The organism is Paraburkholderia aspalathi (assembly GCF_905220735.1).
In the GTDB taxonomy this organism is placed as follows: Bacteria; Pseudomonadota; Gammaproteobacteria; order Burkholderiales; family Burkholderiaceae; genus Paraburkholderia; species Paraburkholderia aspalathi.
Genome location: NZ_CAJNBA010000002.1, coordinates 1628265 through 1642944, shown reverse-complemented (window position 1 = coordinate 1642944; position 14680 = coordinate 1628265). Strand labels below are relative to the sequence as shown.

The following is a 14680-nucleotide window of genomic DNA, read 5'->3' as shown; positions in this document are numbered from 1 at the left end:
TTATTGCTGCGCTGCAGCGTTAGCACTAAATGCGAATGTGGTGCGGCATTTCGCCATACAATGCGCATCAAACTGGGTTATTGATGAGGCTGGTAAATGAATGTGACGCTGCGTCAGCTAAGGGTTTTCATTGAGGTCGCCCGTTTGCAGAGCTTTAGTCGGGCCGGCGATGAAATCGGTCTGACGCAATCGGCGGTCAGCCGCTGCGTACGCGAACTGGAAGGGGAGATCGGTCTGAAGCTGATCGACCGGACCACGCGCGAGGTGCAGTTGACGGATGTCGGCGGCAACCTGGTGTCGAGCGTGTCGCGGCTGCTGACGGATCTGGACGACGCCTTGCGCGAGATCCGCGAAATCGGCGAGCAACGCCGCGGACGGGTGGTGGTGGCCGCAAGCCCGACGATCGCTTGCCGGTTGATGCCCAGCGTGGTGGCGTCGTGCGGACGGCAGTTTCCCTACATCACCTTGGGTCTGCGCGACGACGTGCAAAGCGACGTGGTGCGCAAGGTGAAGTCAGGCGAAGTCGATTTCGGCGTGATCATTGGTCCGTTTTCTGCCGACGACCTGCTGAGCGAATCGCTGATGACCGATTCGTTTTGCGTCGTTTCACGCGAAGACCACCCCCTGGCGGCACATAAGCAGGTGGCATGGACGGACCTCGAAGGCCAGCAGCTCGTCATGCTCGATTACGCGTCAGGCAGCCGGCCGATCATCGATGCCGTGATGCAGGAGTACGGCGTGAGCGCCACCGTGGTGCAGGAGCTGGGGCATTCCGCGACCGTTTTTGGGCTGGTCGAGGCGGGCGTGGGCGTGAGCGTGCTGCCCTGGCTGGCCTTGCCGTTGCCGGCTGGCGCCTCGCTGGTGGCGCGGCCGCTCGTGCCGCGCGCGGAGCGCACTGTGGAACTGGTGCGGCGGCGCGACCGTTCGCTGTCGCCGGCAGCGGAGGCGGTGTGGAGTCTGATTCGTCAATTGCCGGCGCGGGCTGAGGATTTGGGCTGATGACTTTGGCCGCGCCGCTTGACTCGGTGACGTCGCCGGCGACTCCGCCGTCCCAAAAGCCGGCGCCGCGCTAAACTGTCGCCTCCCTTGGCGTCAGCCTCGACCCATTACCCGTCCATCACTGTCTGGAAGTCTCGATGAGCGAAACGGATCTGCCCGTGCCCTCCGTCCCCAACGCGCGCGACGCCGTGCGCGCACTGCGTCCTTCACAGATCCGGGAAGTCGCGAACGCCGGCTTCGGCGTTGCGGACGTGTTGCCATTCTGGTTCGGCGAGTCCGACCGGGTGACCCCGGCGTTCATCCGCGACGCCGCTAGCGCCGCATTGGCTGCCGGCGCCACCTTCTATACGCATAACCTGGGCATTGCGCCGTTGCGGGCGGCGCTCACGGACTACGTCAGCAAGTTGCACGGGCCGACGTCGTCCGATCACATTGCGGTGACGAGCGCCGGCGTCAACGCACTGATGCTGGCAGCGCAGCTGGTGGTGGGAGCGGGCGACCGCGTTGTCGCGGTCACGCCGCTGTGGCCGAATCTGGTCGAGATTCCCAAGATTCTGGGCGCACATGTAGAAACCGTCGCGCTGGGCTACGGTGAGCGCGGCTGGCAACTCGATCTCGAACAGTTGCTGGCGGCGCTGACGCCGGACACGAAGATGCTGCTGATCAACTCGCCGAACAATCCGACCGGCTGGGTGATGAGCCGCGACGAGCAGCGCGCCGTGCTGGCGCATTGCCGCCGCCACGGTATCTGGATCGTCGCCGACGAAGTCTACGAGCGTCTTTATTACGCGGCCCCTGAAGCTGGCGTTGAGAGTACCCATTCACGCACGGCGCCGTCGTTTCTCGATCTCGCCACGCGCGACGAACGTGTGATCTGCGTGAATTCGTTTTCCAAGGCGTGGCTGATGACCGGTTGGCGGCTCGGCTGGATCGTCGCGCCGGCCTCGCTGATGGACGATCTGGGCAAGCTGGTCGAATACAACACCTCGTGTGCACCGGCTTTCGTCCAGCAGGCGGGCATCGCGGCCGTCCAGCAGGGCGAGCGCTTCACGCAGGAACTGGTGCTCGACCTGAAGGCATCGCGCGACCATCTGGTGCGGGCGCTGTCCGCGGTGCCGGGTGTCGACGTGAAGGCGCCGCCCGGGGCGATGTATGTGTTTTTCTCGATGCCGGGCGCGTCGCGCAGTCTCGAGCTATGCAAAGCCATGGTGCGCGAAGTGGGCCTGGGCGTGGCGCCCGGCAGCGCGTTTGGTCCGCAAGGCGAGGGTTTCGTGCGCTGGTGCTATGCCTGCGACACGGCGCGGCTGGACGCGGGTGTCGAGCGTCTGAAGCGTTTCCTCGCGCAGCACGGCTCGCATTGAGGCGCGGCGGAAAGGGCGCTTGGCGTGACTGAAGGGCCCGTAAGGTTCCAATTAAGGGTCCATTTCAGTCCGATTCTCGTGCATTTCCGCCTGGTTTTCCGCGAAAGCACGCAGCTTGGGGCGCCGCTTAAAAATGCGCCGGGGATTTCGTCTTTACGCACTGGTTGTTTTTGCGTAATATGGCGCTCAGTCACGCGATTCCTTTCAGGAATATCGCTGCTCCGTCCGGCTGGGTTTGGCTCGATTGCCTGTTTCGCCTCCCCCCGGTGCGTGCTCCCATCAATATGACCGATCAGAATCGGGCGAGCGCGTCTTCAGTTCCACATCGTCTGTTTGATCCGGTTCTTTGACCACAGGGTCTGACCTAGCTGCATGAATACCCAAGAGGCGAAGATCGTCCTCGAGACTGCCTTGATCTGCGCGCAGGAGCCGTTAAAGCTCGTCGATTTGCGCAAGCTCTTTGCCGACGGCGTGTCGGCAGACACTGTTCGGAATTTGCTCGAGGACCTGAAGCAGGATTGGTCTGGGCGCGGTGTGGAGCTGGTCGGGCTGGCGTCGGGCTGGCGATTTCAAAGCAAGCCCGCGATGCGTTCGTACCTGGATCGTTTGCATCCCGAGAAACCGCCGAAGTATTCGCGCGCGGTGCTCGAGACGCTCGCGATCATTGCGTACAGGCAACCGGTCACGCGCGGCGATATCGAAGAGATTCGCGGCGTCACGGTAAATACGCAGGTCGTCAAGCAACTCGAGGATCGCGGCTGGATCGAAGTGATCGGCCATCGTGATGTGCCGGGGCGTCCGGCGCTGTACGCGACAACGCGGCAATTTCTCGACGACCTCGGTTTGAAGGCGCTCGACGAATTACCACCGCTCGCGGATCCGTCGGCGCAACTGAATGCGGATCTGCTCGGTCAGCATGCGATCGAGTTTTCCGAGGCCGGGGCCGTACAGGCATTGGCTTCGGACGAAGAGAGCCCGCTCGAAGGGCCGTCGGAATCTGTCATCGGCGAGGCCGGCGCTGAAGCAGGCGAATCGCTCGACGAGACTGCCGATCACGGCCATGTTGAAGCGGTTGGCGAGGCGGCCGGAACGGTAATCGCCGGCGAACACGCTGAGGAGCATCAAACGCCGGCCGCTCAGACGCAGCACGCGGAGCCGGCTGAGGCCAGCGGGGCAGTCGAAGCAGGCGAAACTGAACTTGCCGAGGCAAGGCATGATCCGGCGGATACCGCACCGGCGGCTGAGCTCCATGAGGACGCTGCAGCAGCGTCGAATGGGCAGGAACATGCCGAAGCGGCGAACGTTGCACCGCAGGCCGGCGCCGCCGAGCCCGCACTGAATCACGATCCGGTCTCCCAGGCCGATCCGGCAATACCCGCGCACGACTCGGGCGTACTCCGCAATACGGAGCACGCCGCCGAGCCGAACCCGACCACGGCGGCGCACGGCGATCCTGAGGATCGCCGCGATGCTGCACAGGACGCAGGCATTCTGACCGACGACGAACCCGAGTCGCGCAGCGCCTGACGTAACCGAACTTTTTTTGCCGCGCCCGCAATGGGCGCGCGCGACCTGACATTTTGAGGTTGTTTTGACACATACCCACGACACCGATTCGTCCGAATCCGAGCGCGCCGTGCCGTCGGCACGCACCGACGAAGCGCGTACCACGCAAGCGTCGGCAGGCGAGGGCGAGCGCCCGGCGCAGGCCACGGAAGCAGACGGTGAAGACCGTCCGCGCCGCGGTCTGCGTCGCGGACCGCGCAGCCTGATCGCGCGCCGCCGCGCCGGAGCGAAGACGAAGGGCGCCGAAGGCGCGCCCGCGCAAGGAGCGCCGGTCGTCACTGAAACGCCGCCGGACGGCGAGGTGGTCGCGCAGGTGCGCATGCCGCGCAAGGATGGCGGCGCCAAGGGCCAAGGCCCGCGCCGCAATGCGGGCGGCGCGAAGCGCGAGGGTGGTCAGCGTGACGGTGCGCCCCGCGAAGGCGGACCTCGTGAAGGCGGGCGCGGCGAGCGCCAGCCGCGCGAAGGCGGTCAGCGTCAGAATCGCCGCGGCGCGGAAGCGCCGGTGGCAATCGCAGCCGAAGCGAATCCGGACGATCTGTTTTCGTACGTCACCTCGCCCGCATTCGATGCGGACAACAGCGCCACCGGCGGCGTACGCGCCCCGATGCTGCGCCGTGGCAAGCCGGCCGCGCCCAAGCGCGTTCTGGCTGCGGACGACGACGCGCCGAAGCTGCACAAGGTGCTGGCCGAAGCCGGCATGGGCTCGCGCCGCGACATGGAAGAACTGATCGTCGCCGGCCGCGTGTCGGTGAACGGCGAGCCGGCTCACATCGGCCAGCGCATCATGCCGACCGACCAGGTCCGCATCAACGGCAAGCCGGTCAAGCGCAAGCTGGCCAACAAGCCCCCGCGCGTGCTGCTGTATCACAAACCGACCGGCGAAATCGTCAGTCACGCCGATCCTGAAGGCCGTCCGTCGGTATTCGACAAGCTGCCGCCCATGAAGACCGCCAAGTGGCTCGCGGTCGGCCGCCTCGACTTCAACACCGAAGGTCTGCTGATGCTGACCACCTCGGGCGATCTGGCGAACCGTTTCATGCATCCGCGTTACAGCGTCGAGCGTGAATATGCGGTGCGCGTAGTCGGCGAGCTGGCGGAAGGTATGCGTCAGAAGCTGTTGCACGGCGTCGAACTGGAAGACGGCCCGGCGAATTTCCTGCGCATCCGCGACGGCGGCGGCGAAGGCACCAATCACTGGTATCACGTCGCGCTCGCCGAAGGGCGTAATCGGGAAGTGCGCCGCATGTTCGAGGCAGCCGGCCTGATGGTCAGCCGCCTGATTCGCACGCGTCATGGCCCGATCTCGCTGCCGAAGGGCTTGAAGCGCGGTCGCTGGGAAGAACTCGAAGACAATCAGGTGCGTGCGTTGATGGCGTCGGTCGGCCTGAAGGCGCCGTCGGAAGAAAAGGGCAGCCGCAGAGAGGCGCCGGAGCGTAAGCAGCCGGACCCGATGCAAACGTCGATGGGCTTCATTAACCGCGAACCGGTGCTGATGTCGCATGGCCGTTTCGACCAGCAACAGCCGCGCGGTCAAGGCCGTCGCGGTACGGCGGGTGGCGGCTTCGGCGGTGGTGCGGGTGGTGGGTTTGGCGGCAGTAGCGGCAGCGGCGGCGGTTACGGCAATCGCGGCGCTGGCCGCAGCGCCGGTGGTTTCAGCGGCCCGATGGGTGGCGGCGGTGCACCTGGCCCACGTGGCGGCCGTGACGTCGACGGCAATCGCGCGCCGTCGGGCAATGGCAATCGTGCGGCCGGCGGCGGTAAGCGCGCTGGCGGCCCTGGTGGCAGCAATCCGGGCGGCGGTAGCCGCGGGCCGGCCGGCAATCGCGGCGGTAACGCCAACCGCGCCGGCGGCGGTGGCAACCCCAACGCGGGTGGCGCCAATCGTGGTGGCGGCGCACCGCGCGGCCGCTCGCGTGGTCGTTAAGCGGCAAGTAACTTGAGCATGACGGTTGGCTGCTGATCGTTCATCAACGATTTACGCTTCGCCACCGTCAGAATCGATCGACGAGCTCCGCGGATTTCATCGCAGGTTTCATCTGATGCATAAAACCGCGGTGTGCGCATAAGTAGGGGCAGAGTTTTCTCGCCCTGCTTGTCCGGCGCAGGTTCGAGGCGGCGCAAGCCGCCTTGCAAAAGGCCCGGCGCGCCGCCATATCGTTGAAAGATTCCCATGAAATCAAGCGGAAATGCGCTCCCTACGGCGTTCTGCGGTTTGCGTTTGTCCCGAAAAATGGCTACAATCGCGAAGTCGCTGGGCGTGCGGCTTTTCATGTGCGGCTCAGGTGCGACCACCGGTAATAAGATGATGGGCGTTTAGCCCATTTTTTTTTGCCGCGCAGTTCTAAGTGGTTCGGCATCTCGGGTAGCACGAACGTGCGCCGGCTTGGCGCGCGGCCCGCATTGGTGTTTGCAGACAAACCCGGCAGGTCTCGCCGCGCGAACATCTTAGAGGGCACTGTGCAACTGACGGAACTGATTGAAACCACGGTCGTGGGACTCGGCTACGAGCTCGTCGATCTCGAGCGCACCGGGCGCGGCATGCTGTGTATTTATATCGACCAGCCGGCCGGCATCGCGATCGAAGACTGCGAGAAAGTCACGCGTCAGCTCCAGCACGTTCTGACGGTCGAAAATATCGATTATGAGCGGCTTGAAGTGTCGTCGCCGGGTCTCGACCGCCCGCTGAAAAAACTGGCGGATTTTGAACGCTTCGCAGGCAGCGAAGTGGTAATCACATTGAAAAAGCCATTGGACGGACGGAAATCGTACCGGGGCATCCTGCATGCTCCGCAAGGCGAAACGATCGGTCTGGAATTTGAAGGGAAGGAAGGCGCCGCGATGCTCGATTTCACCGTCGCGGATATCGATAAGGCACGCCTCGTTCCGAAAGTTGACTTTAGGAGCCGCAAACAATGAGTCGCGAAGTGTTGATGCTGGTGGATGCGCTGGCACGCGAGAAGAACGTCGATAAAGACGTGGTATTTGCCGCGCTCGAGGCGGCCCTCGCTTCGGCCTCCAAGAAACTCTTCGAAGAAGACGCGGACATCCGCGTCCAGATCGACCGTGAAAGCGGCGAGCACGAAACGTTTCGCCGCTGGAAAGTGGTGCCGGACGAAGCCGGCCTCCAAGAGCCGGATCAGGAAATCCTGCTGTTCGAAGCACGCGAACAGAAGCCGGAAATCCAGCTCGACGAATACATCGAAGAACCGGTGCCGTCGATCGAATTCGGCCGTATCGGCGCGCAGGCCGCCAAGCAGGTGATCCTGCAGAAGGTGCGCGACGCGGAACGCGAGCAGATCCTGAACGACTTCCTCGAGCGCGGCGAGCACATCATGACCGGCTCGGTGAAGCGCCTGGACAAGGGCAACTTCATCGTCGAAACCGGCCGTGTCGAAGCGCTGCTGCGCCGCGACCAGCTGATTCCGAAGGAAAATCTGCGCGTGGGCGACCGCGTGCGCGCCTATATCGCCAAGGTCGATCGCACCGCTCGCGGTCCGCAGATCGAACTGTCGCGTACGGCGCCCGAATTCCTGATGAAGCTGTTCGAAATGGAAGTGCCGGAAATCGAACAGGGCCTGCTGGAAATCAAGGCGGCAGCCCGTGATCCGGGCGTGCGCGCCAAGATCGGCGTGATCGCTTATGACAAGCGCATCGATCCGATCGGCACCTGCGTCGGTATCCGCGGTTCGCGTGTCCAGGCCGTGCGTAACGAGCTTGGTGGCGAAAACGTCGACATCGTGCTATGGTCGGAAGATCCCGCTCAGTTTGTGATCGGCGCGCTCGCGCCGGCAGCCGTCCAGTCGATCGTCGTCGATGAAGAAAAACATTCGATGGACGTCGTCGTAGACGAAAACGAACTGGCGGTCGCGATCGGCCGCAGCGGCCAGAACGTGCGTCTTGCCAGCGAACTCACCGGCTGGCAGATCAACATCATGACGCCGGACGAATCTGCGCAAAAGCAGAATCAGGAGCGCGGTGTACTGCGTGACCTGTTCATGGCGCGTCTCGATGTCGACGAAGAAGTTGCCGACATCCTGATCGACGAAGGCTTTACGAGCCTCGAAGAGATCGCTTATGTGCCGCTCAACGAGATGCTCGAAATCGAAGCATTCGACGAAGACACCGTTCACGAACTGCGTAATCGCTCGCGCGATGCGTTGTTGACGTTGGCGATCGCGAATGAAGAAAAGGTCGAGAATGTTGCACTCGACCTGAAGAGCCTGGACGGCATGGATGCCGACCTGCTCGCCAAGCTTGCCGAACATCAGATCCAGACGCGTGACGAACTCGCCGAGCTGGCTGTGGATGAACTGGTCGAGATGACCGGAATGGAAGAGGATGCCGCTAAGGCGTTGATCATGAAAGCACGTGAACATTGGTTCCAGTGAGAAATGACCATGGCGCACTAAATTGAACGCGGCCGTTAGGCCGCATGACAAGATGCTAACCGCAAGGAATCGGTCCTTGCATTAAGAGGAATGAATGGCGAGTAACAACGTAGCCCAATTTGCCGCGGAACTGAAAATGCCTGCAGGCGTGCTCCTTGAGCAGCTTCAGGCAGCAGGCGTCACGAAAGCGAGCGAAGACGACAGCTTGTCCGAAACGGACAAGGCGCGTCTGCTCGACCACTTGCGCAAGTCTCACGGCTCGACTGATGCGGACAAGCGCAAGATCACGCTGACGAAACGGCATACGTCGGAGATCAAGCAATCCGACGCGACGGGCAAAGCTCGCACCATTCAGGTCGAGGTGCGTAAGAAGCGCACTTTCGTCCGCCGCGACGAATCCTCCGCTGAAGGCGGGGATGCATCGAATCATGTGGCCGAAGCTGATGTAGACGATCTCGAACTCCAGCGTCGTGAAGAGGAAGCTCGTCACGAAGCCGAACTGCTCGAAAAGCAGGCTCAGGAGTTGAAGGCGCGTCAGGAACAGCTCGAGCGCGAAGAAGCCGAACGTCAGGCGCGCGAGCAGGCTGCTGAAGCCGAGCGTCGTCGTGCGGAAGAAGAAGCGGCGAAGAAGCGCGCAGCGGCTGCGGCCGAAGCGGCGGCTCGCGAACAGGCTCAGGCTGCCCAGCCGGCGCAGGCCGCCAAGGCGGCGAAGGCTGAACCGGTTGCGGCCAAGGCTGCGGAACCGGCGGCTGCCAAGGAAAGCGAGCAGGACGACGAGCGCGCCGCGGCAGAACGCGCAGCTCAACGCGAAGCAGCGAAGAAAGCGGAAGACGCAGCGCGTCAGGCCGCCGAGAAAACGCGTGCCGAGCAGGAAGAAGTCAGCAAGCGCCGTGCGGCGGCAGAAGCCGAAGCACGTGCGATTCGCGAAATGATGAACACGCCGCGCAAGGCGCAGGTCAAGGCGCCGGAACCGGCACCGAAGCCCGCTGAGCCGGCCAAGCCCGTGGAAGCCAAGGGCACGCTGCACAAGCCGGCGCGTCCGGCGGGTGAAGCACCGGCACGTCCGGCCGCCAAGAAGCCGGCTGCTGCGGCTCCGGCTGCAACGACCACGCCGTCGGCTGGCGACAAGAAGAAGCCGGGCGGTGGCAAGGGCGGCTGGCAGGACGACGCAGCGAAGCGCCGCGGTATCAAGACGCGTGGCGATTCGAGCGGCGGTGTCGATCGCGGCTGGCGCGGCGGCCCGAAGGGCCGCGGCAAGCATCAGGATCAGAACACCACGTTCCAGGCGCCGACCGAACCGATCGTGCGTGAAGTGCACGTGCCGGAAACCATCACGGTCGCCGATCTGGCGCACAAGATGGCGGTGAAGGCATCGGAAGTCATCAAGTCGATGATGAAGCTCGGCCAGATGGTCACGATCAACCAGATGCTGGACCAGGAAACGGCGATGATCATCGTCGAGGAACTGGGCCACCACGCGGTTGCCGCCAAGCTGGACGATCCGGAAGCCATGCTGGTCGAAGGCGAGATCACGGACGCAGAAGCACTGCCGCGTCCGCCGGTCGTCACGGTCATGGGTCACGTCGACCACGGCAAGACCTCGCTGCTCGACTACATCCGCCGTGCAAAGGTTGCAGCGGGTGAAGCGGGCGGGATTACGCAGCACATCGGCGCGTATCACGTCGAAACGCCGCGCGGTGTCATTACGTTCCTCGATACGCCGGGCCACGAAGCATTTACGGCCATGCGTGCTCGCGGTGCGAAGGCAACCGACATCGTGATTCTGGTGGTCGCAGCCGACGACGGCGTGATGCCGCAGACGAAGGAAGCGATTGCCCACGCGAAGGCAGGCGGCGTGCCGCTCGTCGTCGCGATCAACAAGATCGACAAGCCGGATGCGAATCCGGAGCGCGTCAAGCAGGAACTCGTCGCGGAAGGCGTCGTGCCGGAAGAATATGGTGGCGATTCGCCGTTTGTGTCGGTGTCGGCTAAAACCGGCGCGGGCATCGACGACCTGCTCGAAAACGTGCTGCTGCAAGCCGAAGTGCTGGAACTGAAGGCACCGGTCGAAGCGCCGGCCAAGGGTCTCGTTATTGAAGCGAAGCTCGATAAGGGTAAGGGTCCGGTCGCAACGATCCTGGTCCAGTCGGGTACGCTGAACCGCGGCGACGTGGTGCTGGCAGGTAGCGCTTACGGTCGCGTGCGAGCCATGCTCGACGAAACCGGCAAGCCGACCAAGTCGGCAGGCCCGTCGATCCCGGTTGAGATTCAAGGTCTGTCGGAAGTGCCGCAAGCGGGCGAAGAAGTCATCGTCATGCCGGACGACCGCAAGGCGCGTGAAGTCGCGTTGTTCCGTCAAGGCAAGTTCCGCGACGTCAAGCTGGCCAAGCAACAGGCCGCGAAGCTCGAGAACATGCTGGAGCAGATGGGCGAAGGCGAAGTGGCGTACATGCCGCTCATCGTCAAGGCCGACGTGCAAGGTTCGCAGGAAGCTCTGGTGCAGTCGCTGCTCAAGCTGTCGACCGACGAAGTCCGTGTGCAGATCGTGCACGGCGCAGTCGGCGGCATCAGCGAGTCGGACGTCAACCTGGCTACGGCTTCGAAGGCGGTCATCATCGGCTTCAACACCCGTGCGGACGCACAGGCGCGCAAGCTGGCGGAAACCAACGGCGTCGATATTCGCTACTACAACATCATCTATGACGCAGTGGATGAAGTGAAGGCTGCGATGTCGGGCATGCTGGCACCGGAGAAGCGCGAAGTCGTGACGGGTACGGTCGAAGTGCGTCAGGTCTTCAAGGTACCGAAGATCGGCGCGGTGGCCGGCTGTATGGTCACGGACGGTTTCGTCAAGCGCTCGTCGTCGGTGCGCGTACTGCGCAACAACGTCGTCATCTTCACGGGCGAGCTCGATTCGCTCAAGCGCTTCAAGGACGACGTCAAGGAAGTCCGTCAGGGCTTCGAGTGCGGTATGTCGATCAAGAACTTCAACGATATCGTCGAAGGCGATCAGTTCGAAGTCTTCGAAGTTACCGAAGTCGCGCGCACGCTGTAATTCACGCGGCATTGGCTCAACGGGCGGAGCGGGCTTAAGCGCCCGCTTCGCCCGTTGTCTTTGGGCCCGCACATTTTGTCGTGTATTGCGCCCCGCGGTGGCTTGCAGTTGTTATCAAGCCGCTCATTGCCGTCCGGGCAATCACCACCTCGGTTCGCGCGAACAACTTTATTGCATCCGTCAGAACGGAGCACACAAACACCATGCCTAAAAAACGTTCTTCTCCCAATCGCAACGTGCAGATCGCCGATCAGATCCAGCGCGACCTGTCCGAGCTGCTGCGCGAGGTCAAGGATCCGCGCATCGGCCTCGTCACGATTCAAAGTGTCGAGTTGACGCCCGACTACGCACACGCGAAGGTCTACTTCACGACGCTAACCGGCGACCCGCAGCAGACGCTCGAAGCGCTCAACCACGCGGCCGGCCATCTGCACAATCAGCTGTTCAAGCGCCTGCACATCCATACCGTGCCGACGCTGCATTTCCATTACGACCAGACGATCGAACGGGCCGTCGAAATGTCCCGTCTGATCGACGAGGCGAATGCCAATCGCGCGAAAGAAGACTGAGCGCGCGGGTTGAACGTTGTTCTCCGCGTTCCGGGCTGCGCTGCGTCAGTTGCAGCTCATTTGGCGCTGTTTCCGTACACTTCGAAGACTCTGTCTTTCTGACATGACCGCACCTCAACGCCCCCGCGTGCCGCGTCGCGCGCTCGACGGCGTACTGCTGCTCGACAAACCGCTCGGCCTGTCGAGCAACGACGCGCTGATTCGCGCGAAGCGTCTCTACCTGGCGAAAAAGGCGGGCCACACAGGCACGCTCGATCCACTTGCCACCGGTCTTTTGCCGCTGTGTTTCGGCGAAGCGACCAAGTTTTCGCAAGACCTGCTCGAAGCCGACAAGACCTATGAGGCGACCATGCGCCTCGGTATCCGCACGACCACCGGCGACGCCGAAGGCGAAGCCATCGACACGCGCGACGTGACGTGCGATCAGGCCGCGGTAGAGGCGGCCATGCAGAAATTTCTCGGCGACATCGTTCAGGTCCCACCGATGTACTCGGCGCTCAAGCGCGACGGCAAGCCGCTATACGAATACGCGCGCGCCGGCCAGACGGTGGAGCGCGAAGGGCGTCAGGTGACGATTCACGCGCTCGAGATGCTTGCCTGCGCGTTGCCCGACGTGACGTTTCGCGTGACCTGCAGCAAAGGCACCTATGTGCGCACGCTTGCTGAGGATATCGGTGAAGCGCTTGGTTGTGGTGCGCATCTGGTCGCGCTGCGGCGTACCGGTGTCGGTGCGCTGACGCTGGAAAATTCGGTGACGCTCGACGCGTTGTCCGATGCGACGGAGAGTGAGCGCGATACGTGGCTGCAACCCGTCGATGCATTGCTGTCCACGTTCCCGCTTGTCACGCTGGACGAAGACGCGACCCGCCGCTTCCTGCATGGGCAGCGGCTGAAGCTCTCCGAGTTGGCCATTGTCGGCGATGCGGTGAATGCGCCGCGCGTGCGCGTGTATGCAGCGGACGGTCGTCTGCTTGGCGTCGCGAAGCAAGGCGAGGGCGTGCTGGCGCCGGAACGGCTCGTGGTTACCGCAGCGAGCTAGCGCGGAACTTAAGCGCCGCCTCGTTAGCAGTAGCAACAAAAAAGGCGGGACCGCTCACCAGCGGCCCCGCCTTTTTACATACATACAGCCCCCGCGTCGCGGACTAAAACCAGAACCTCAGTGCGCCGCCGCAGCTGCCGCACCCGCGTCACCACCGGCGCGCTCCGGCTTTGCCATCCAGATCAACGCGATCAGCGCGACAAAGATCCCCGCCGATACAAAGAACAGATCGTTCACGCCCAACTGCGCGGCCTGCTGAGTCGCCATCGTATTGAACAGACCATATGCCTGCGGCTGACTGAAGCCCGCGGCACCCATCTGCCGGATCGACTGATCGAACACCGGGTTGTACGCGCTCGCCTGTTCGGCCAGTTGCGCGTGATGCATGATGGTGCGGTGATCCCACGCGGTCTGGAAAATCGACGTGCCGATACCGCCGCACATGATCCGCACGAAATTCGACAAGCCCGACGCAGCCGGAATCCGGTTGCCCGGCAAACCCGACAACGTGATCGACACCAACGGGATGAAGAACCCGGCCATGCCGATCCCCTGAATCAACGTGGGCATGAGCAGCGAATAGGTATCGACGCCGGTCGTATAACGTGAGCGCATCCAGAAGCACAGCGCGAACACGAGGAACGACAAGGTCGCGATATAGCGCGGATCGGTACGCGGCAACACCTTGCCGGTGATCGGCGACAGCAGCACGGCGAACAGGCCGACCGGCGCCATCACGAGACCCGCTTCGGTGGCGGTGTAGCCGATATCGGTTTGCAACCACAACGGCAACAACACGAGGTTGCCGAAGTAGAGGCCATAGCCGATCGACAACGCAATCGTGCCGCTTGTGAAGTTGCGCCGGCTGAAGAGCGACAGATCGACCACAGGATGTTCGGCCGTCAATTCCCACACGATGAAAAACGCCAGCGAAATCACCGCAACCAGCGCCAGCACGACAATGGTGGTCGACGAAAACCAGTCGAGGTCCTTGCCCTTGTCGAGCATCACCTGCAACGAGCCGACCCAGAGGATCAGCAGGCCCAGACCGACGCCGTCGATCGGCGCCTTTTTGACGACAGAATCGCGATTACGGAAGATCGTCCACGTTGCCACCGCGGCGATCGCGCCGACCGGAATGTTGACGTAGAAAATCCACGGCCACGAGATGTTGTCCGAGATCCAGCCGCCAAGAATCGGCCCGGCCACCGGTGCGATCAGCGTGGTCATCGCCCACATCGACAAAGCCATCGGCGCCTTGGCGCGTGGATAGCTCGCGAGCAGCAGCGTTTGCGACAGCGGAATCATCGGGCCGGCGACGGCGCCTTGCAGCACGCGCGAGGCCAGCAGGAACGGCAGAGTGGGGGCGAGACCGCACATCCACGACGAGATCACGAACAGGATGATCGACGCCATGAACAGGCGCACCTGGCCGATACGATCGGTGAGCCAGCCGGTCAGCGGCACGGAGATCGCGTTTGCCACCGCGAACGACGTAATCACCCATGTGCCCTGGTCGGACGACACACCGAGGTCGCCTGAAATGGACGGGATCGACACGTTCGCAATCGACGTGTCGAGCACGTTCATGAACACGGCGAGCGACACCGCGATGGTGCCGATCACCAGTTGCGCGCCCTCGAGCGGCGGATGAGGGACTTGCGCCTGAGCCTGAGCCATTAAAAAAGCCTTCTATGAATCGT

General features: G+C 63.1%; 11 protein-coding genes. 9 read left to right on the top strand and 2 right to left on the bottom strand.

Annotation, left to right across the window (positions count from 1 at the left end):
- Positions 1 to 96: 96 nt before the first annotated feature.
- The 4 genes from KHO30_RS18100 (at position 97) to rluB (ending at position 5850) form a co-directional block, all read left to right on the top strand.
- Positions 97 to 999, top strand: a complete 903-nt coding sequence (locus tag KHO30_RS18100; protein WP_211701729.1) for a LysR family transcriptional regulator — start codon at positions 97 to 99, stop codon at positions 997 to 999.
- A gap of 137 nt (positions 1000 to 1136) precedes the next feature.
- Positions 1137 to 2360 (top strand): pyridoxal phosphate-dependent aminotransferase, encoded by a 1224-nt coding sequence (locus KHO30_RS18095; protein WP_211701728.1) that lies wholly within the window; start codon positions 1137 to 1139, stop codon positions 2358 to 2360.
- 372 nt (positions 2361 to 2732) lie between these two features.
- Positions 2733 to 3887, top strand: a complete 1155-nt coding sequence (gene scpB / locus KHO30_RS18090; protein WP_211701727.1) for an SMC-Scp complex subunit ScpB — start codon at positions 2733 to 2735, stop codon at positions 3885 to 3887.
- A 64-nt stretch (positions 3888 to 3951) separates the two neighbouring features.
- Positions 3952 to 5850, top strand: coding sequence for a 23S rRNA pseudouridine(2605) synthase RluB (rluB, locus tag KHO30_RS18085; protein WP_211701726.1), 1899 nt, complete (start codon positions 3952 to 3954; stop codon positions 5848 to 5850).
- Here rluB and KHO30_RS18080 read toward each other — a convergent pair.
- Complete coding sequence (locus KHO30_RS18080; RefSeq protein WP_211701725.1) at positions 5847 to 6197, bottom strand: hypothetical protein; 351 nt, start codon at positions 6195 to 6197, stop codon at positions 5847 to 5849. The genes rluB and KHO30_RS18080 overlap by 4 nt on opposite strands.
- A 186-nt stretch (positions 6198 to 6383) precedes the next feature.
- Here KHO30_RS18080 and rimP point away from each other — a divergent pair, with 186 nt between their 5' ends.
- The 5 genes from rimP (at position 6384) to truB (ending at position 12977) form a co-directional block, all read left to right on the top strand.
- Entirely contained in the window at positions 6384 to 6842 is a 459-nt protein-coding gene (gene rimP, locus KHO30_RS18075) for a ribosome maturation factor RimP (RefSeq protein ID WP_028199738.1), read from the top strand.
- The gene (gene nusA / locus KHO30_RS18070) at positions 6839 to 8314 is read left to right on the top strand and encodes a transcription termination factor NusA (RefSeq protein ID WP_054034655.1); all 1476 of its coding nucleotides are present in this window, start codon (positions 6839 to 6841) and stop codon (positions 8312 to 8314) included. The genes rimP and nusA overlap by 4 nt, the downstream gene beginning before the upstream one ends.
- Positions 8315 to 8408: 94 nt before the next feature.
- A complete protein-coding gene (infB, locus tag KHO30_RS18065) occupies positions 8409 to 11369 on the top strand; it encodes a translation initiation factor IF-2 (protein WP_093632457.1) in 2961 nt (986 codons plus the stop codon).
- Positions 11370 to 11572: 203 nt separating this feature from the next.
- Positions 11573 to 11938 (top strand): 30S ribosome-binding factor RbfA, encoded by a 366-nt coding sequence (rbfA, locus tag KHO30_RS18060; RefSeq protein ID WP_054034654.1) that lies wholly within the window; start codon positions 11573 to 11575, stop codon positions 11936 to 11938.
- A 103-nt stretch (positions 11939 to 12041) separates the two neighbouring features.
- Entirely contained in the window at positions 12042 to 12977 is a 936-nt protein-coding gene (truB, locus tag KHO30_RS18055; protein ID WP_211701724.1) for a tRNA pseudouridine(55) synthase TruB, read from the top strand.
- A gap of 117 nt (positions 12978 to 13094) precedes the next feature.
- Here truB and KHO30_RS18050 read toward each other — a convergent pair whose 3' ends face one another.
- Positions 13095 to 14657 (bottom strand): DHA2 family efflux MFS transporter permease subunit, encoded by a 1563-nt coding sequence (locus KHO30_RS18050; RefSeq protein WP_093632463.1) that lies wholly within the window; start codon positions 14655 to 14657, stop codon positions 13095 to 13097.
- Positions 14658 to 14680: the final 23 nt, after the last annotated feature.

Coding starts and splice junctions, on each gene's coding strand:
- KHO30_RS18100 (WP_211701729.1), top strand. CDS start 97: ATGAATGTGACGCTGCGTCAGCTAAGGGTTTTCATTGAGGTCGCCCGT.
- KHO30_RS18095 (WP_211701728.1), top strand. CDS start 1,137: ATGAGCGAAACGGATCTGCCCGTGCCCTCCGTCCCCAACGCGCGCGAC.
- scpB (WP_211701727.1), top strand. CDS start 2,733: ATGAATACCCAAGAGGCGAAGATCGTCCTCGAGACTGCCTTGATCTGC.
- KHO30_RS18080 (WP_211701725.1), bottom strand. CDS start 6,197: ATGAAAAGCCGCACGCCCAGCGACTTCGCGATTGTAGCCATTTTTCGG.
- nusA (WP_054034655.1), top strand. CDS start 6,839: ATGAGTCGCGAAGTGTTGATGCTGGTGGATGCGCTGGCACGCGAGAAG.
- infB (WP_093632457.1), top strand. CDS start 8,409: ATGGCGAGTAACAACGTAGCCCAATTTGCCGCGGAACTGAAAATGCCT.
- rbfA (WP_054034654.1), top strand. CDS start 11,573: ATGCCTAAAAAACGTTCTTCTCCCAATCGCAACGTGCAGATCGCCGAT.
- truB (WP_211701724.1), top strand. CDS start 12,042: ATGACCGCACCTCAACGCCCCCGCGTGCCGCGTCGCGCGCTCGACGGC.
- KHO30_RS18050 (WP_093632463.1), bottom strand. CDS start 14,657: ATGGCTCAGGCTCAGGCGCAAGTCCCTCATCCGCCGCTCGAGGGCGCG.